This is a genomic window from Streptomyces sp. NPDC058246 (assembly GCF_042881985.1).
In the GTDB taxonomy this organism is placed as follows: Bacteria; Actinomycetota; Actinomycetes; order Streptomycetales; family Streptomycetaceae; genus Streptomyces.
Window position 1 is genome coordinate 18,175 of record NZ_JBHVWZ010000001.1, and the last position, 20,617, is coordinate 38,791.

At 73.0% G+C, this 20,617-nt stretch carries 3 protein-coding genes and 1 pseudogene; 3 read left to right on the plus strand and 1 reads right to left on the minus strand.

Annotated elements, in window-relative coordinates; all coding sequences use genetic code 11:
• Positions 1-94 precede the first annotated feature (94 nt).
• On the plus strand, positions 95-1,837 hold the full coding sequence (gene polX, locus ACFVXA_RS00080; RefSeq protein WP_390023165.1) for a DNA polymerase/3'-5' exonuclease PolX: 1,743 nt from the start codon (positions 95-97) through the stop codon (positions 1,835-1,837).
• 104 nt (positions 1,838-1,941) lie between these two features.
• Here polX and ACFVXA_RS00085 read toward each other — a convergent pair.
• Positions 1,942-2,915: pseudogene (locus tag ACFVXA_RS00085) on the minus strand (GNAT family N-acetyltransferase).
• Between the two features lie 741 nt (positions 2,916-3,656).
• Between ACFVXA_RS00085 and ACFVXA_RS00090 the strand changes: the two are divergent.
• Both ACFVXA_RS00090 and ACFVXA_RS00095 read left to right on the plus strand, forming a co-directional pair.
• Positions 3,657-5,381, plus strand: a complete 1,725-nt coding sequence (locus ACFVXA_RS00090; RefSeq protein ID WP_389515305.1) for a fatty acyl-AMP ligase — start codon at positions 3,657-3,659, stop codon at positions 5,379-5,381.
• Between the two features lie 376 nt (positions 5,382-5,757).
• Complete coding sequence (locus tag ACFVXA_RS00095) at positions 5,758-20,151, plus strand: SDR family NAD(P)-dependent oxidoreductase (protein WP_390023168.1); 14,394 nt, start codon at positions 5,758-5,760, stop codon at positions 20,149-20,151.
• The last annotated feature ends 466 nt before the right edge of the window (positions 20,152-20,617 follow it).

Below are 20,617 nucleotides of genomic sequence, written 5' to 3' on the forward strand. Positions count from 1 at the left end.
AGACGTCACCCGGTCCGTGCCTCCTGCGGGGGCCTCCACCGGTCTGTGCCTTCTCTGCGGGAGGCGTCCCCGGGACCGTGCCTACTCTGGAGGTGTGGCTCGGTCCAACGACGAGGTCGCCGCACTGTTCCACGAATACGCGGACCTGATCTCGATCACCGGAGGAGACGCGTTCAGGGCACGTGTCTACGAGAAGGCCGCCCGGGCGATCGGCGGCCATCATGCCGACGTGTCCACACTCGACGTCAAGGGTCTGCGGGAGATCCCGGGCGTCGGCACGTCGATCGCCGAGAAGGTCGTCGAGTACTTCTCCACCGGCGGCGTGTCCGCGGTCGAGAAACTGCGGGCGAAGATCCCCGCCGGCGTCCGGCGGCTGACGGCCATCCCCACGCTGGGCCCGAGGAAGGCCCTGATGCTGTACGAGGAGCTGGGCATCTCCTCGATCGACGAACTGGTCGACGCCATTCACGAGGAGCGGCTGCGCGACCTGAAGGGCTTCGGGCCCAGGACCGAGGAGAATCTCCTCCACGGCGTCGAACTCCTGCGGTCCTCCGGGGGTCGCGTCCAGCTCGACGTCGCCATGGAGCTCGCCGAGGACATCGTCGCCGAGCTGTCCCGGGTGACCGGCTGCCGGCGGTGCGCGTACGCCGGGTCGCTGCGACGCTTCCGCGAGACGATCGGCGACATCGACGTGCTGGCCGCGGCGGAGCAGTCGGCACCGCTCATGCGGGCGTTCACCGAGCTGCCGTACGTCACGGAGGTCATCGCAGCGGGCGGGACGAAGACGTCCGTTCGCACCACCAAGGGCCTGGCCGTCGATCTGCGCGTCGTACCGCCGGACTCCTGGGGAGCGGCCCTGCAGTACTTCACCGGCTCGAAGGGGCACAACATCCGCACCCGGGAGCTTGCCGTGCACCAGGGGCTCAAGCTTTCCGAGTACGGACTGTACGACGTCGAGAGCGGGCAGAAGATCGTCTCCGCGACGGAGGAGGAGGTGTACGCCCGGCTCGGACTGCCGTGGATCCCGCCGACGCTGCGCGAGGACCGCGGCGAGATCGAGGCCGGTCTGCACGGCGAGTTGCCCGACCTGGTGACGGAGACGGACATCCGGGGCGACCTGCACACGCACACCGACCTCACCGACGGCCTCGCCCCGCTGGAGGAGATGATCCAGGCGGCCGCCGAGCGCGGTTACGCCTACTACGCGATCACCGACCACGGACCCGATCTGTCCATGCAGCGGATGACCGACGAACGGATGCTGGCGCAGCGCGAGCGCGTACGGGAGCTCGACGGTGCGTACGGCCCACGCGGCAGGCGCCGGGGGATGCGGCTCCTGCACGGTGCGGAGCTGAACATCGGCCCCGACGGCGAAGTGGACTGGCCCGACGAGTTCCTGGCCGGCTTCGACCTGTGTGTGGCCTCGGTGCACTCGCACTTCAACCAGGGGCGGGCGGCGCTGACCCGCAGGATCGTACGGGCCTGCGAGAACCCGTACGTCGACATCATCGGCCACCCCACCACCCGCCTCATCGGCAAGCGGCCGGCCATCGACGCCGACCTCGACGCGATCTTCGCGGCCTGCGCGCGCACCGGTACGGCCCTGGAGATCAACGCCCATCCGGACCGGCTCGACCTGCGCGACCAGGACATCCTGCGGGCCAGGCGATTCGGGGTGAAATTCGCCATCGACAGCGACGCCCACGCCATCCTCCACCTGGCCGTCATGCGCTATGGCGTGGGGACGGCGCAGCGCGGCTGGCTCACCAAGGACGACGTGATCAACACCTGGCCCGAGGCGCGGCTGCGGCGCTTCCTGCGCAAGGGGCGGGCGTAGCCGCGCTCCGCGGCGTGACCGGGTTCCGCGGCATGACCGGGTCCTGGCGCTGTGCGAGGAGGCGTGTGCCGCAGGGCAAGGAGCCGACCGGTCACGGGACCCCGTCAGAGGGTGCGGATCAGCTCCCAGGTGTCGACGGCGAAGTCGAGTGCCGTTCGTACAGGGCGAGGGCCCCGCTGCTGTTCTCGGTGTCCACGCCCAGGCCGATCCGGTCGCGGCCCAGCGCCGCGTAGTGCCCGAAGGCGTGGCGCAGGAGATGGCTGCCGAGGCCGTGACCCCGGGCCTGGCGCAGGACACCGAGGTGGCCGATCCAGGCCATCGAGGCGCGGTCGTTGTGGGTGCGCAGCGCCGCGACGTCCCCGAGGCCCTTGACATGGGCGATCCATATCAGCGACCAGTCGACACGCTCGGCGTCGAGGTCGTTCAGCCACTGTTCGTACGTACGCGGCTGGAAGTCGAAGTGGTCGGCGAAGGTTTCCTGGAGCAGCGCGTGGGCGCGCCGGCGGTCCGGTTCGGACAGACAGGGGCGCAGGGTGACACCCGACGACGGTGCCGGCAACTGGTCTGCTTCGGCGGAAAGGTGACGCACCATCACGTTGTAGCGGCGGACCGGGCGCCAGCCGCGTGCGCGCAGCGCGTCCAGGTCCGTGGTGGGGGCGATGTTGAGGTGCAGGTGCACCACAGCCCGTGACGCCCCGTTCGCGGCGGCCCGCTCCGCGGCCCGGCTCTCCATCAGGTCGAACAGGTGCCGGGCGCCTCGCGGTTGACCGGGCAGCACGTAGTGGTCCACGTCGATCCGCTCGCCGCCGGACTCGTCCCACAGCAGCCCGTGACCGACCAGCCGGTCGCCGTCGAACAAGAGCCAGGAGTCGCGCTCCAGGTCCACCTCGGGATGCTTCAAATAGCTCTGGACCTCGGACAGTTCGGTGTCGGCTCGACCGACTTCCAGCAGGTCGATCTCATTGAGCAACGCGCACACCGCCACCGAGTCGCCGAGCGTCGCCGGGCGCACGCTCAGACCGGGCGGCAGGCCGGTGGGCGGAGGCGCGGCGGGTGGGGGCGCGGCGGGTGTGGTCATGGACTCACTGTCCGGTGGCGACGCCCGGCCCGCAACGGACTTTTCCGTGCGCGGCGAAGGCGGGCAGGGCCGCGCCCAGGGCCTCGCCGCTCGGGTCCGCCCATGACCGTGGCGCCCATCCGCGCCGCCGTGAGCGCGGCGACCGCCGCACGGGCCGGCCAGCGGCACCTGTCCAACCGCATCAGTCGGCACTACCACCGCTTGCGGTAGGGAAAGCAATACGGCCCGGAGACAGTCGCCCCGACATGTATCGGAGTCACTTCAGGGGCCGCAGATGGCAGGGCGCGTTCAGCGGCGCCCTGTGTTTTTGTGAACAGGCGGTTACGGGCGGAGTCACCGCGCTGATGGCGGCGGCTTCCGCACGGGCGGCGGACGTGTTCTGTGCCACATATCGGTGGTCCCGGTAGAAGCCGAACGACTCATTCCATCCGGGCATTCGCCTTTGTCCGGGCGGGTAACACGCTTCAGTGACTGAGTGTCAGGTCAGTCAATTCGCCGTCGAATACTCGCGGTTACCTCTGTCAGGTCGAATAGAGTTGCTATGGTCCTACTCGTTGGTAGCAAGCTGAACGGGGGTCACGAGGAGTCGGCGTACGCATCGCCGCCGCTCCTCGGGCGGGTTGATCGAGACGGACTGTCCGGCAAGGGGGCCGGGCGGCCACGGCATCTGCGCGTACGCATCACGCGGCCTTCGCACCCCAGTTTCGTCGCTCACTCATCCGAACAGGTGAGACTCGTCATATGGCTCGTTCTCTGGTCGATTTACTGACCTCGCACGCTTCGCAACAGCCCGACCGGACCGCCTATCGCTATCTCGTCACGGGCGACTGTGACGGAGAAATCCAGGACATCTCCTACGGCCGTCTGGCGGGCCGGTCCCGAGCCGTCGCCGCCTGGCTTCAGGAGCGCGGCCTCGCGGGTTCCCGCGCCATGCTGCTGTATCCGCCGGGAATCGAGTTCATCTGCGGTTATCTGGGCTGCCTTTCGGCCGGAGTCGTCGCCGTACCCGGTGTGCCGCCGCAAGGGCGGTCACAGAACCATCGTGCCCTGACCCGGATGAAGCGGCTCATCGCCGATGCGGACGCCAAGGTGATCCTGGGCGGCCGCGAGGTGATCGCCGCCCTCGGCGCCATGGCGGAACACCTGCCCGAACTCGACGAGATCACCTGTGTCGCCACCGAGGACATCCCCGACGACGCCGCCGCGTCCTGGCGCGAACCCGACCTCAGCGCCGACTCGGTCGCCTTCCTCCAGTACACCTCCGGATCCACCTCCGCCCCGCGCGGCGTGATGGTGACCCACGGGAACCTGCTGGACAACGAGCGGGTCATCACCGAGCGGATGGGCCACACCCCGGACACCATCGCCGCGTACGACAACGAACTGTTCGTCAGCTGGCTGCCCGTGTACCACGACATGGGCCTCATCGGCCCGGTCCTGAACACGGTCTACCTCGGCGTGACCGCCACGCTCTTCTCGCCGCTGCACTTCCTGCAACAGCCCGCGCGCTGGCTGACCGCCGTCAGCCGCTACCGCCCGCACACCAGCGGCGGCCCGAACTTCGCCTACGAGCTGAGCCTGAAGCACGCCACGCCCGACCTCCTCGACGGACTCGACCTGAGCCGGTGGAAGGTCGCCTTCAACGGCGCCGAACCGGTGCGGGCCGCCACCCTGCGGCGCTTCTCCGAGACCTTCGGCGCGGCCGGCTTCCGCCGCGAGGCCCTGTACCCGTGCTACGGCCTCGCCGAGGCCACCTTGATGGTCACCGGCAGCTCGGTCGAAACCCCGCCGACCCTCGCCGAGACCGCCGGGAGCGGGCCGCACGCGGGCGCGGCGGACGCGGCTGCGGTCAGCTCCGGCAGGGCCGGCCCCGGCGTGACCCTGGTGATCGCCGACCCCGAACGGCAGGAGGAACTGCCCGAGGGCGAGGTCGGTGAGATCTGGGTCGGCGGCGCGAGCGTCGCCAAGGGCTACTGGCGCAACACCCTCGCGACTCGCGAGACCTTCCGGGCCACCCTCAGGGACCGCCCGGGTCGTTTCCTCAGGACGGGCGACCTCGGATTCCTGCGGGACGGCGAACTGTTCGTCACCGGCCGCCTCAAGGACCTGATGGTCATCGACGGACGCAACCACTACCCGCAAGACCTGGAACTGTCCGCCGAGATGTCCCACGGGGCCCTCCGGCCCGGCTGCACCGCCGCGTTCTCCGTGGACGGGGGAGTGGAGGGCGAACAGCCCGTCATCGTCGCCGAGACGGCTCCGGAGGCGGTGGCCGAGTCCGAGAAGATCACCGACCTGATCCGCAGTGCGATCGGCGAGGCGCACGGTCTGTCGCTCCGCGACGTCGTCCTGGTCCACCCCGGCACCATTCCCAAGACCTCCAGCGGGAAGATCCAGCGCCACGCGTCCCGGGCGGCCTACCTCGCCGGCAACCTCTCGGTGGTCGGCGAGCCCGCCACGAGATGACGTAGGCGACGTCAGTGCCGACGTCGCCCGCCGCCTGCGCGCGCGTCCGCGCAGGGGGCGGCGGCACCACGGTCGTCCTGGTCGGTCGTACATCGCCTCCGCTGTCGTACATCGCCTCCGGTGTCGTACGACGCCGGAATCGCCGCACGACGCCGGGTCGCCGGAATCCGCGCCGGAGCGCCGGAATCCGGGCCGGGGCGACCGTGCAGGCCGTGCGACGCCGGTATCCGTCCGCACCGCCCGCACCGCCCGCTCCGGTCGCGCCGTCGCACCAACCGCACCAGCCGTACCAGTCACGGCGGACACGCCGCCCGTATCGGTCGGGTCCGTCGTACGGAAACCGCCTGAGCCCGAGTTCACGAGGACACCTGTCTAGATGACTGCGAACGATGCCCCGAAGCAGTTCCCCGAGATGTCCGTCACGACCTCCGAGGATGTGCGGGCCTGGCTGACGTCGGCTGTCGCGGAGGAGGCGGGGCTCGCCCCGCTGGCCGTCGACCCGGAACGGCCGATCGCCGAACTCGGGCTCGGTTCACGCCAGTTGGTGACGCTGGCCGCCGGTCTCTCCGAGCGGATCGGGCGGCCCCTCGACCCGTCCCTCGTCTTCAACCACCCCACGATCGCGGAACTCGCCGAGGCGATCGTCGACACACGGCCCGCTGTCGCGGCGCTGCCGGACACGACGCAGTCGGATCTGCCCGTACGCGCGGACGACGACATCGCGATCATCTCCATGGCCTGCCGTTTCCCCGGCGGTGCCGACGACCCCGACGCGCTGTGGCGGCTGCTGACGGCGGGCGAGGACGCCATCACCGAGGTGCCCGGGGGGCGTTGGGACACCCAGGGGCTGTACGACCCCGACCCGGAGGCCGGCGGCAAGGCGTACACCCTGCGCGGTGGCTTCCTGGCCGACATAGACCGCTTCGACGCGCCCTTCTTCGGCATCTCGCCGCGCGAGGCCGCGGCCATGGACCCCCAGCAGCGGCTGCTGCTGCAGACCACCTGGGAGACGATCGAGCGGGCCGGGATCGTCCCGGAGACGCTGAACGGCAGCTCCACGGGCGTCTACATCGGCCTGTACGACAGCGGATACCTGGCCTCGGCCGCCCTGGGCCAGCTCGACGGGCACGTCGGCACCGGCTCCGCGTCCAGCGTGGCGTCCGGGCGGATCGCCTACACCCTCGGTCTCCAGGGCCCGGCGGTCACCGTCGACACCGCCTGCTCCTCCTCCCTCGTCGCCCTGCACCTGGCCGCGCGGGCACTGGCGAGCGGCGAGTGCGACCTGGCGCTGGCCGGTGGCGCGACGCTCCTCGTGACCCCCCGCGGACACGTCGAGTTCAGCAGGCTGCGGGGGCTGTCGCCGTCCGGGCGGTGCAGCCCCTTCTCGGCCGACGCGGACGGCGTGGTGTGGGCCGAGGGCTGCGGACTGGTGCTGCTCAAGCGGCTCGCGGACGCGCGTCGGGACGGCGACCGGGTCCTCGCGGTCGTCAAGGGCTCGGCGATCAACCAGGACGGCCGCAGCCAGGGCCTCAGCGCCCCCAACGGCCCCGCGCAGGAACGGGTGCTGCGCGCCGCCCTCGCCGCCGCCGGGCTCCGGCCGGACGACCTGGACTACGTCGAGGCCCACGGCACGGGAACGCGGCTCGGCGACCCGATCGAGGGGCGGGCGCTCGCCGCCGTCTTCGGACCGGGGCGCCCGGCTGAACGTCCGCTCACCGTCGGCTCGTTGAAGTCCAACATCGGTCACACACAGGCGGCCGCGGGCATCGGTGGCGTCATCAAGACCGTGCTGGCCCTGGACCACGAGCTGCTCCCGGCCTCGCTGCACGCCGACACCCCGACCGGGCACGTCGACTGGGCGGCCGGCGGTCTGTGCGTGCACAGCAGCGCCCGGGGCTGGTCGCGAGGCGGCGACCGGGTGCGGCGGGCCGGGGTGAGCGCGTTCGGGATCAGCGGTACGAACGCTCATGTGGTGCTGGAGGAGGCGCCCGAGGACCTGGCGGGGACGTCCACACGAGCGCCGATGGCCGAGCCGTCCCCCCGGGAACAGCCCACCCCCGAGCTGCCCGTCAAAACGCTCTTCCCGCTCTCCGCCCGTACTCTCCCCGCCCTCCGGGGACAGGCCGCGCGCCTTCATGAACTGCTGGCAACCGAGCCGCAGTTGACGCTCTCCGAGGTGGCCGGAACGCTGACGCATCACCGGACGCACTTCGAGCACCGAGCCGTCGTCCAGGCGGCCCACCTCGACGAACTGCTCGGCGCACTCCGTGACCTCGCGGAGGGGCGGTCCGACGCCGATCCCACCATCGGCCCTGAACAGACCATTCCCGCAGGGAAGTTGGCCTTCGTCTTCCCCGGTCAGGGTGCCCAGTGGTCCGGCATGGCCCGGGATCTGCTGGACCGCGACCCGGTGTTCGCGGACGAACTCGACCGCTGCGACGCCGCGCTGCGCCCGTTCACCACCTGGTCGGTGGCCGCCGTCCTGCGCGAGGACGCGGGCGCCCCGCCCCTGGAGCGCGTGGACGTCGTCCAGCCGGTCCTGTTCGCCGTCATGGTGTCCCTGGCCGCGGTCTGGCGGGCCCGGGGCGTACGTCCGGACGCCGTGATCGGGCACAGCCAGGGCGAGGTCGCCGCCGCCTGCGTCGCCGGGGCGCTCAGCCTCCACGACGCGGCGGCCGTGGTCGCGTTGCGCAGCCAGGCCCTGACCGAGCTGTCCGGCACCGGCACCATGGCCGTCGTGGCCCTGCCGCACACCGAGGTCGAGGCGCGCCTGGCCGAGCTCGACGGCCGGGTGTCCGTCGCCGCCGTGAACAGCGGCCGCTCGACGGTGATCGCCGGTGACGTGGAGCCGCTGGAGGTCCTGCTCGCCGACCTCGACCGGGAGCAGGTGTTCGTCCGCCGCATAGACGTCGACTACGCCTCCCACAGCGCTCAGGTCGAGCCGGTCCGCGCCACGATCCTCGACGAACTCGACGGCGTCACCACCTTCCCGACCACCGTCGCCTGGTACTCCACGGTCACCGGTGAGCCGGTCACCGAGGAGCTGGCGGCCGACTACTGGTACACCAACCTCCGCGAACCCGTCCGCTTCGCGTCCACGGTGGAACGCATGGCGGCCGACGGATACCGCTACTTCGTCGAGCTCAGCCCCCACCCCTCCCTCGTCACCGCCCTGCGCACGGTCGCCGAGGATTCCGGTCACGAGGACCTGGTCGCCGTCGGCTCGCTGCGCCGCGACGAGGACGGCCCCGGCCGCCTCGACCGCGCCGCCGCCGAACTCCACGTCCACGGACGCCGGATCGACTGGCGCCGCCTGGTCCCCGACACCGCACCGGCCGACCTGCCGACGTACGCCTGGGATCCGCAGCGCTACTGGATCGAGCCCGAGCCCACGGCCGGCGTCCCCGGCCTCTTCGACCGTGCGGCCCACCCGCTGCTCGGCATCCAGCTCCGGTCGGCGGACGAGTCCCGCTGGACCTTCCGCAACGAGTGGTCCCCGGCCACCGCCGACTGGCTGCCCGACCACGCGGTGTTCGGCCGGACCGTCGTCTCCGGCACGACCCTGATGGAACTGTGCCGCGCCGCGCTCGCCGTGGCCCGCCCGGACGATCCGGCCGACGTCACCGACCTGCTCCTCCTCGCGCCGCTCGCGCTGCCCTCCCCCGAGGTCCCGACTTCGCTCGAACGGGGAGGTACCCCCCTGGGCACGGTCGAGGTGTCCGTCGAGGTGGTCACCGCCGGTCCCGTACCGGAGATCACCGTGCACAGCCGTCCGCGCGGCCGGCGGGAAAGCGGCCAGAAGGGGCGCGGGCAGGAGGAGACGAGCTGGACCCTGCACGCCACGGCCACAGCCGCGGCCGCCGATCCCACCCCGCCGATATCGGGGAAGCCCCCGGTGTGGCCGGAGGGCGCCGAACCGGCCTGGAGCCCGCAGACCTACGAGCGGCTCACCGCGCTCGGTCTCGGCTACGGACCCACCTTCCAGGGCGTACGGTCGGCCGTCATGACCGGCGACGGCGCGCTGCTGGCCCGCCTCTCCCTGCCGGCCGTGGCCCGCGACGTGGCCGACCCGTACCCCGTCCACCCCGCCCTGCTGGACGCCGCGCTGCACGTGGCCGCGGCTTTCGACCCGGAGGACGCGCGGGTGCTGCTCCCGGTCGCGGTGGGCCGCTGCGTCCTGCCGCCCGGCGGCGCGACCGACCTCAACGCGTCCGTGCGGCGCACCGGCGGTTCCGGCACGGACCTCACGCTGGACGTGACGCTGTGGGACGCCGACGGTCTCCCCGCGGGCCGCCTGGACGGCGTACGACTGCGGGCCGCGGACCCGGCGGACCTGAACGGTGCCTCGGAGAACGCCCGGCACCTGTACGAGGTGGCGTGGACGGCCGTGGCCGAAGAGCCCGCGGGGGCGCCGGGCACCGAGTGGGCCGTGCTGGCCGACCCCTCCGATCAGGAGGCCGCCACGGTTCTGCGCGGCCTCGAAGCGGCGGGGGTCCACGTCCGGAGCGTGACAGGCGCCGACATCGACGGGACGGACACCGACGTCCTCGTACGGTTGTGGCCGCGTCCGGCGGTCGATACCGAACCGGCCGCCACGGCACAGGAGTTGGCGGCCACGGCCCTGGCCGAACTGCACGCCCTGATCGCCCTCCCGCAGGACCGGGCGGCCGCCCGGACCGTGTGGGTGACGCGCGGCGCGGTCGCGGCCGACGACCGGGACACCGTGCCCGGCCTCGCCCAGTCGGTGCTGTGGGGACTCGCTCGTAGCGCGCGGGCCGAACACCCCGGCCTCGGCCTGACGCTGCTCGACATCGAGGGCTCTGATCCGGCCGGTGCGCTCGTGGCGGCCGTCGCACACGCCGAGGAACCCGAACTCGCCCACCGTGCGGGCGCGTTGCTCGCCCCCCGGCTGGTGCGGGCCCGTGCCCAGGACGCGTTGCGGATCCCGGCCGGGGACCACTACGAGCTGACCGGCCTCCCGGCGAACCCGACCCTGAGCGCGGTCGGGCCCCACGTCACCCTGGCGCCCGGGCAGGTGAGGATCCAGGTGCACGCGGCCGCCCTGCCCGGCTCCCCGGACGACGCGACGCCGCGCGCCGGTGTGCTCACCGAGGTCGGCGCAGGCGTCGAGGGTCTCGCCCCCGGTCTGCGGGTCGTCGCCCTCGCCGACACCCCACTCGGGTCCGAGGCGATCGCCGACGCGGGGCTGGTCGAGGTGCTTCCCGACGACCTGCCGTTCACGAGCGCGGCCGCCGGACCGGACGGCCCCCGGCGACCTCACGTGCTGCCCGTCGCCGCCGCCCGCGAGGCGATACGGCGGCGGAGCGCGTCCGACGCCCCCGTCGTCCTCGACCTGGTCGGCCGCCCCGCACTCGTACCCACCGACGGCACGGTGCTGATCACCGGCGGCCTCGGCGCGGTGGGCTCCCACATCGCGCGCCTTCTCGCCGAACATGGCGTTCCCCGCCTGCTGCTGACATCGCGTCGGGGAACGGCAGACCCCCGCGCCGCCGTGGTCGCCGCCGAACTGACCGCCCTCGGCGCCGAGGTCGAGGTCGCGGCCTGCGATGTCGCGGACGCGGACGCGGTGGCCGGCGTACTCGGCCGGATCGGCGAGGAATCACCCCTGCGCGGTGTCGTGCACTGTGCCGGCGTCCTGGACGACGGGGTGGTCGCCGAGCTGACTCCCGAGCGCCTCGCACGGGCGCTGCGTCCCAAGGTCGACGGGGCCGCCCATCTGCACCGGCTCACCGCCGACGCGCCGCTGGACCTCTTCCTGCTGGTCTCCTCGGCCGCCGGTGTCGTCGGCAACGCGGGCCAGGGCAACTACGCGGCGGCCAACGTCTTCCTCGACCAACTCGCTCACCACCGGCGGGCCCTGGGCCTCCCCGGAGTCTCGGTCTCCTTCGGCGCGTGGGCGGGCGAAGGGCTTGCCGCCGAACACGCCGACCTGGAGCGGATGGCCCGCCTCGGCCACCGCGCGCTCACCCCCGACCAGGGTCGTGACCTCGTCGCACTCGCCCTGCGCCGGGGCGCGCCGCACCTGGTCGCCTGGGCCCTGGATCTGCCCCGACTGCGGGACAACACGGGGGCGTCCGACGGCACTTCGGCGGCTCTGTGGCGTTCGCTGATCCCCGCACCCCGTACCGGTCAGGACGGCGGCGACGGCCTGGCGGACCGGTTGGCCCGGCTGCCGGAGGCCGAGCGCGCCGAACGCGTCCTGGCTCTGGTCCGCGAGGAGGCCTCCCGCGCGCTCGGCCTGCGCTCGGCCGAGTCCGTCCGCCCCGACCAGCCGCTGCGTGAACTCGGCATGGACTCGGTGACGGCGGTCGAACTCCGCAACCGCATCGGCGCCCGTCTCGGCGCCAAGCTCCCCGCCACCCTGCTGTTCGACCACCCCACCCCGGCCCGGCTGGCCGAGTACCTGCTGTCCACGGCCCTCGCGACGACCCGCCGCGCCGTGCCCGCCAGGCGGCAGGCGCACGCCACGACCCCGGCCTCGGACGAGCCGGTGGCCCTGGTGGCCATGGCCTGCCGCCTGCCGGGTGGCGTGAGTGATCCGGAGGGCCTGTGGCGCCTGGTCGCCGAGGGCCGCGACGCGGTGGGCCCGTTCCCGGCCGGACGCTGGGACGTGGAGGCGCTGTACGACCCCGATCCGGAGGCGCTGGGCAAGTCGTACGCCCGCGAAGGCGGCTTCCTGGACGACGACGACCTCCAGCTCTTCGACGCGGGCTTCTTCGGGATCACTCCGAAGGAAGCCGCCGCCATGGACCCGCAGCAGCGCCTGCTGATGGAGACGGCGTGGGAGGCGCTGGAGCGGGCCGGGATCGTGCCCGCCGCGCTGGCGGGGAGCACCACCGGTGTGTACGTCGGCATGTTCGGCAGCGACTACCTGGCGGGCTCCCGCCTCGACCAGCTGGACGGGTACGTCGGTACGGGGTCGGCGCTGAGCGTGGCCTCGGGCCGGCTCGCCTACGCGCTGGGGCTCAACGGCCCGGCGCTGACGGTGGACACGGCGTGCTCGTCGTCGCTGGTGGCGCTGCACCTGGCCGCGCAGGGGCTGCGGTCGGGCGAGTGCGACCTGGCCCTCGCCGGTGGTGTGACGGTGATGGTGACGCCGCAGACCTTCGTGGAGTTCAGCCGGCTGCGTGGCCTGTCCCCGACCGGCCGCTGCCGCTCCTTCTCCGACGACGCCGACGGCGCCATCTGGGCCGAGGGCGCCGGCCTGGTCGTCCTGAAGCGGCTGAGCGACGCGCGGCGGGACGGTGACGAGGTGCTGGCCGTGCTGCGCGGCACGGCCGTCAACCAGGACGGCCGCAGCCAGGGCCTGTCCGCGCCCAACGGCCCGGCCCAGGAGCAGGTCATCCGGCGCGCACTGGAGTTGTCCGGCCTCGAGCCCGCCGACATCGACTACGTGGAGGCGCACGGCACGGGCACGACGCTCGGTGACCCGATCGAGGCGAACGCCCTGTCGGCGGTCTTCGGTGACGCGCGTCCGCAGGGCCGCCCGCTGCGTCTGGGCTCGCTCAAGTCCAACATCGGGCACGCGCAGGCGGCCTCGGGGGTGGTCGGGCTGATCAAGGTGGTGCAGTCGCTGCGCCACCAGACCCTGCCGCGCACCTTGCACGCCGACACGCCCAGTCGGCATGTCGACTGGGACAGCAGCGGGCTGCGTCTGCTGCACGAAGAGGAGGTCTGGCCCTCGACGCCCGAACGCCCGCGGCGGGCCGGTGTGAGCGCCTTCGGCATCAGCGGAACAAATGCGCACGTGATTCTTGAGGAGGCCCCGCCGGTCGAGGCGGAGCCGGAGCGTGAAGTCACGCCCGGCAAGAGGCTGTTCGTGCTCTCCGGGCGCAGTGAGGCAGCCCTGCGCGGGCAGGCCGCACGCCTGGCCCGGTACGTGACCGAGGACAGTGCGCTTGCGGACGTCGCCCACACCCTCGCACGCCACCGCAGCCACTTCGAACGGCGTGCCGCGATCGTGGCGGCCGACCGGGACGAACTGCTGGCCCGCCTCGACGCGTTGGCGAGCGGCCGGGCACCTCTCGCATCGCCCCGTGCGGAGCAGGCGGGCAAGGTGGCCTTCGTCTTCGCCGGACACGGCGGCCAATGGCCCGGCATGGGCCTGGAGTTGGCGGCCGAGTCGGAGGCGTTCCGCGAGGAGCTGGGCCGTATCGACGAGGCAGTGCGCCGTCACGTCGGCTGGTCGGTGCTCAATGTGCTGCGGGCGCCGGAGGAGTTCGCCCCGCTCGGCCGCACCGAGTTCCTGCAACCGGTGCTGTTCGCGGTCAACTCCGCACTCGCCGCGGCCTGGCGGACGCTCGGTATCACGCCGGACGCCGTCGTCGGGCACAGCCTGGGTGAGATCGCCGCCGCGTACAGCGCGGGCGCACTCACCCTGGACGACGCCGTGCGGGTGGTGACCGGGCGTGGCCTGGCGGTCGTCCCGCTGGCGGGCAAGGGCGGCATGCTCTCGCTGGAGCTGCCGCCCGCGCGGGTCGAGGAACTGCTCGCGCCCTACACGGGCCGACTGTTCGTGGCGGCGGTCAACAGCGCCGACTCCACGGCTGTTTCCGGCGAAGCCGGGGCGCTGGCCGAGCTGCGCCATCACCTCGACGAGCGCGGAATCACCGCACGCCCCCTCTCGACGCCGTTCGCCTCCCACACCCCCTTGATGGACCCGCTCCGCGAGGAGCTGCTCGACCGCTTCTCCGGTGTCCGCGGCACCCGCACACAGACGCCGCTGTACTCGGCGGTGCTGGCCGAACCCGTACCCGGTGAACGGCTGGACGCCGACTACTGGTTCGCGAACCTCCGGCAGCCCGTCCGATTCGCGGACACGATCCGGCGGATGCTGGACGACGGCTGTCGCACGTTCGTCGAGCTGAGCCCGCACCCGTCACTCACCTCGTCCATCGAGGCCGTGGCGGCCGAGAGGGGGATCGACGCGGTCGCGGTCGGCTCGCTGCGCCGGCAGCAGGACGGACACGCCGTTCTGCTGCGCAGGCTGGGGGAGCTGTACGCGGCGGGCCACGCCCCCGACTGGTCTGCGCTCTTCCCGGAAGGCCGCCGGGTCGAGCTGCCCACCTACGCCTTCGCCCGCGAACGGCACTGGCTCGTCCCCGCCCCGGCCACCGGGACCCTCGGCGGTTCCCCGCTCATCGGCACCCGGATCGAGGCCAGCGACGAACCCGGCCGGCACATCTTCCAGACCGACATCGACCTGAACGACAGCCGGTTCGCCTATCTCACCGACCACCAGGTCACCGGCGAGGTCTGGCTGCCCGGCGCCGCCTTCCTCGACATGGCCCTCGAAGCCGCGGCCGCCTCGCAGGACGGCGGCGATGTGTGCCTGGCCGACGTCAGGTTCGTACGGCCGCTGGCACTGGACGCGGACCGTCCCGTACGGCTGCAGCTCGTCCTGCGGCCCGCGGAGGACGGCTTCCGGGACTTCACCATCGCCTCCGCGGCCGCCGGTGAGCGGGGTGCGCCGTGGCAACGGCACGTCATGGGGCGCGTCGCCCTCGCCGAATCCACGGCCGACGGGGACGAGGGGCCCGCCGCGCTGCGCGAACGCTGTGACGAAAAGGTCGACCTGTCGGCCGTCTACGCCGGGCTCGCCGCCCTCGGCATCGACTACGGCCCCGCCTTCCGGGGCCTGGAGGAGGGCCACCGCACGGACTCGGCCGCCCTCGGCCGGCTGGCCCGGACGCCCGCCGCCGGTCATCTGCTGCACCCCGCGACCCTCGACGCCGCCTTCCACACCGCCGCCCTGCCCGGCGCCGCGCCCGAGGGGCGTGCGTTCGTACCCGCGGGCGTCGGACGGCTGCGGTTCACCGGGCCGCGCACCACGCCTGCGTGGGTGACCTGCCATCTGCGTTCCGTGGACGGCGACATCGCCACCCTGGACCTGCGGCTGTGGGACGAGAACGAACAACTCGTACTTGAGGCGAGCGAGTTGGAGCTGGCCGCGCTCTCCCCGCTGGACGGCGCGCTCTTCGAGACACGCTGGCAGCCGCGTCCGGTCGCCCAGGAGCCACCCGCCCAGGGGAGCTGGCTGATCCTGGCCGACGAGACGGGCGTGGCATCCGCACTCGGGGAGCGGCTGGGCGCATCGGTGCCGCATGTGATCGCCCGCAGGGGCGAGTCGTTCGGCGTCGAGGGGCCCGGCCGCTACGTTCTCGACCCGGCCGATCCACGGCACCTGGCCCGTCTCCTCGACGAGGCCTTCGCCGACGCGCTGCCCGACCAGGTGGTCCAGTTGTCCGCACTCGACGCCCCGGCGATCGGCGACGCCGGTACGGCGGAGGAGGCGGCACGCCTGTGCTGCCTGAGCACTCTGCACCTGGTACGGGCGCTGGCCGACCGTCCGCACGGCCGGGCTCCGCGCCTGTCCGTGGTCGTCCGGGGCAGCCAGGCCGCCGGTGACAGCACACAGGTCACACACCCTCAGCAGGCGCTCGCCTGGGGATTCGGCCTCGCGGTCGCGCAGGAGTACCCCGGGCTGTCGGCCACGCTGATCGACCTGCCGCCCACGGACGGCGTCGACGACCTGTGGACGCAGCTGTGGCACGCCGACGACGAACGGCTGGTCGCGCTGCGCGAGTCGGGCCGGCTGGTGCCGCGCCTGACCCGCACCCGCCCCGACGACGGCGGTGCCGCCGAGATCACCCCGGACGGCGTGTACCTGATCACCGGCGGTCTGGGCGGTCTCGGCCGCGTCGTCGCCGAGCGACTGGTCCGCCGGGGCGCCCGGCGTCTGGCCCTGCTGAGCCGGGGCACCCCCGACGCGCCGACCTCGGGCTGGATCAGGGGCCTCGAAGAACAGGGCGTCGCGGTGCACCTCGCCCGCGCCGACGTGGCCGACCGCCACGGACTGACGACAGCCCTGGACGCCGTACGACGGGAAGCCGGCCCGATCGCCGGTGTCGTCCACGCGGCCGGTGTCCTCGACGACGCCACGGTGGCGAACCTGACGGACGACCGTGTCCGGCGCGTCCTCGCCCCGAAGGTCCTCGGCACCGCCCTGCTCACCGAGCTGATCCCGGAAGCCCGGAACCTCGTCCTCTTCGCCTCGGCGGCCGGTCTCCTAGGCTCCGCCGGACAGAGCCCGTACTCGGCGGCGAACGCCTTCCTCGACGCCTGGGCACACCACCTCTCCCGTACCGACCGCCGGGCGCTGAGCCTGGACTGGGGAGCCTGGAAGGGTGTCGGCATGGTCGCCGAGTCCGGTACCCGTGCCGCCGAGACCAGCCGGTCAGGTCTGGTCGCGTTCTCCCCGCAGGACGGCGGCGAACTGTTCGAGCGGGTGCTGTCCACCTCCCGCCGCCAGCTCGCCCCCCTCGCCCTGGACTGGGAGATGCTGGCCCTCGACCCGGACGCGGCGGCGGCCCGCCCGATCCTGGGCGATCTGATCACCGTCCCGACCGGTGGAGCGGACGCGGACACCCTCGTCCAGCAGGTCTTCGCGGCGACGACCGACTGGGACCGCACCCAACGCCTCGAAGCGTACGTACGGGACAGGGTCAGCCAGGTCTCCGGAGGGACCGTGGACGTGTCCGCGACCACGGCCCTGAAGGAACTCGGCCTGGACTCGCTCATGCTCGTCCGGCTGCGCAACACCTTCGCCCGCGAGCTGGGCGCCGAACTCCCGGCCGCCGACGTGTTCTCGGCGTCCGACATCCGAGGCCTGGCACTTGCGCTCGGCGGGGCCCTTCCCGAACGGCTTGCCGTGGTGGAGGGAGCGGAGCGGGACGAGCGGCAGGCCGAGGTCACCACCGAGGTGCCCGAGAGCGAGGTGCGCCCGGCGACCCGCGACGTCGTCCGGCTGTTGCGCAGCGCCCAGCCGGGCATGCCGGACGCGGCACACGCCGTCGGCCTGGCCCTGCGGCTCACCACGCCGACCACCCACGAGACGCTCACCGACATCCTCGGCCGCCTCGCCCGACGGCACGCGGCCCTGCGCACCGCGATCGTCAACGGCGAAGGCGGCGGGCGGCAGTTGAGGGTGGACAGGGAGGCCGCGCGGCCGCTGCTGCGCTGGACGGACGCCGACGCCGACGCCGAGGCCGAACTCGACGCGGCTGACCACTTGCGCCGGCTCCTGGAGCCGGCGTTCGACCTGACGCAGGCGCCGCTGTGGCGGTTCGAGCTGCTCGACGCCGGAGCGCGGGGCCAGACCCTGGCGTTCGGCGCGCACCACGCGGTGAGCGATCTGCAGTCGCTGCTGCTCGTGGCGGGGGAGATCGACGCCGAACTCTCCGGCACCTCGCTCGGTGACGCCGTCACCAACCGCGACATCCACCAACTGATCGAGGCGCAGCAGACCGACGACTCCCCGGGAGAGGGCGCGGCCGAATGGCGCGCGGCCTTCCACGGCAGCGAGCGACTCGATCTGACCCTCGCCCGGCCGCGCCCGGCGACGCGCTCGTACCGGGCCGGCAGCGTGACCGTGCCGATCCCCGACGGGCTCATGGAACGCGTCTCGGCCGCCGCGAGCCGGCTCGCCGTCACGCCCGCCGCCTTCAGCCTCGGCACCTTGACCGTGCTGCTGGCGCGGTTGCGGGAGCGGGAGCGTTTCGTGCTCGCCGTGCCCGTGGACACACGCATCCACGCCGACGCCTGTGACGCCGTGGGCTTCTTCGGTGTGCCGGTGCCGTTCCCGGCCGAGGCCCGCGCGGGCGAGCGGATCGAGGAGGCACTGCGCCGCACCGACAGCCGCCTCGACCGGGTGCTCGCCAAGGGCGCCATGTTCACGGACGTGCTGTCGACACTCGCCCGGCAGGGGCTGCACCGGGCGAACGCGCCGCTGGTGGAGGTGTACTTCAACTACGTACGCTCCGCCGCGGGCCGCCTCAGGAACCTGGAGGTGCTGCCGGCCGGGACGGGCTACTCCGACCTCGACCTGATGATCACCATGACGCCCGACGCCGGCCGGATCCGGCTCGACCACAACCTCGACATCCTGGACGCGGCGACCTCCCTCGCGCTGGGGGAGCAGTTCCTGCGGTTGCTCGACGAGGCGGTGCAGGATGCGACGGCGGTGGTGCGTACGACGGCGGTGATGCGCACGACGACGGTGGTGCGTACGACGACGGGTCGGCCGGATTCGACGGGTGCGACCGCCGAGGAGGCGACGGCCGTGACGGAAGGTTCCGCCGGTGAAGAGCCCGCTGGATCCCCGCGCCGTCAGCTCGCCCTCGCCGCCACCTTCGCCCTCGGCAATCTGCCACTGCTGTGCGAGGCGGCGGTAGAGGAGGGCGCGGGGAACCACGGGCTGACGGTCGCCGAAGCCCCGTACCACCAGGTCCTCGCCGCCCTGCGGGATCCCTCCGGCGTCTTCGCCGACCCCGGCACGGCCCTGGGCGTGGTGCTGCTGCGCGCAGCGGATCTGGAGCGGTTCGGACCGGTGGGGGACGCGCTGCTCGCCGAACTGCGGACCGAGTACCCGGCCGCGCTGCGGGCCCTGGCCGAACGGACCCGCAAGCCGCTGGTCGTCGGCTTCCTGCCGTCCGCGCGCGAGAACGACCGTTTCGCGCGGTGGGAGCGCGAGATCGCCGACGAGCTGGCCGAGCTGCCCGGCATCGCGGTGCTCCGCCCCGACGACTGGACCCGGCACCACGCCGTCGGAGAACGCTTCGACGAGCGGACCGAACGGCTTGCGCACCTCCCCTTCACCCCGCCCTTCCAGGCGGCGGTGGCGCTCCGGCTCGCCGAGATCGTACGAGCCGTGCGGCGCCCGGCGCCGAAGGTGATCGCGGTGGACGGCGACGAGACGCTGTGGGGCGGGGTGGCCGGAGAGATCGGCCCGGAGGCGGTGGACCTGACCGGTCCGCGTGCGCTGCTCGCACGCCGGCTGTCGCAGTGGCGGGCCGCGGGCGCGCTGCTGGCGCTCGTCAGCAACAACGACGAGGCCACCGTACGAGCCGTCCTGGACCGCCCGGACAGCCTGCTGAAGGCGGAGCACTTCAGCGTGCTCTCCGCCACCTGGGGCCCGAAGTCCGGTCGGCTGGCCGAGGCGGCGCGCACGCTCAACCTCGGCCCCGACAGCTTCCTGTTCCTCGACGACAACCCGGTCGAGATCGCGGGAGTGCGCTCGGGGCTGCCCGAGGTGCTGTCGGTGACCTGCCCGCCGGCCGCCGAACTGGAGGATTTCCTGGGCCGGTTGTGGCCGCTCGTGCCGGCCGCGGCGACGGCCGAGGACGCGCTGCGGGCACGGTTCTACGAGCAGGAGCGGGAGCGGGACGCCGTCCGCGAGCAGGCCGGATTCGAGGAGTTTCTCGCCCAGTTGGAGCTCGAGGTCGACATCCGGGCCCTGTCCGAGGCCGACGTCGAACGGGCCGGGCAACTCGTGCGCCGCACCAACCAGTTCACTCTCCGCGCCCGGTCGGCCGACGGTGGCGACCTCGCCCGGTGGCGGGAGCGTGGCGAGGTGTGGACGGCCGCGGCCCGGGACCGGTTCGGCGACTACGGCCAGATCGGACTGCTCGCCCTGCGCCAGGACGGCGACCAACTCGACGTACTGGCCTGGATGATGAGCTGCCGCGCGCTCGGCCGAGGCGTCGAGGAACGCCTGTTGCAGTGGCTGGCCGACCGTGCCGACCAACTCGGCTGCGTCAAGGTCCGGTTGACGGCGGAGCACACCCCGCGCAACGTACCCGCCCGCCGTCTGCTGGCCGCGCTCGGCGGCGGCGACCAGGACGACCGGCGTCTGGAGAGCGTGGTCACGCCGGAACACCTGCGGGCTTTCCGCTCCTGGCGGCGGCCGTGAACCGGCCGTGGACAAGGGGAGGCGGGTCGGGCTTGGTTCGGCTTGGGGTTGCTGCGGCCTCGACTTCGGCTTCGAAAGCAGTGGCAGTGAGTGGCAGTGAGCGAGAGGACAGTGCACAGGGTGAAGGGCTCTCATGCGTGAAGTGAACGAGGACACATCGGCGTACGCCGGACAGCGGGCGACCGCCGAGTCGATCGAGCGGGGCGGCGGGCTGAGCGTGGACGCGCTGCTGGCCAAGGTCAGGTCGTCCGCCGCGCCGACGCCACCCGGCGCCGACACGGAGCCGGGTGCCGCTACCGCCCCCACCGAACCGACGGTTCCACCCGCCCCCAGCTCGGCCTCTGCGACTCCGGTTGCTCCTGGTTCGGTCCCCGCGTTCCCGGTTGCTCCCGGCTCGGTCGCTGGGGCCTCGGATGCCACGGGCTCGGCCCCTGAGGCCCCGGTTGCCACGGGCTGGGCTCCTGAG

Bases quoted from the DNA above. Each gene is read 5' to 3' on its own strand.
- ACFVXA_RS00090 (WP_389515305.1), top strand. From the start codon at position 3,657: ATGGCTCGTTCTCTGGTCGATTTACTGACCTCGCACGCTTCGCAACAG.
- ACFVXA_RS00095 (WP_390023168.1), top strand. From the start codon at position 5,758: ATGACTGCGAACGATGCCCCGAAGCAGTTCCCCGAGATGTCCGTCACG.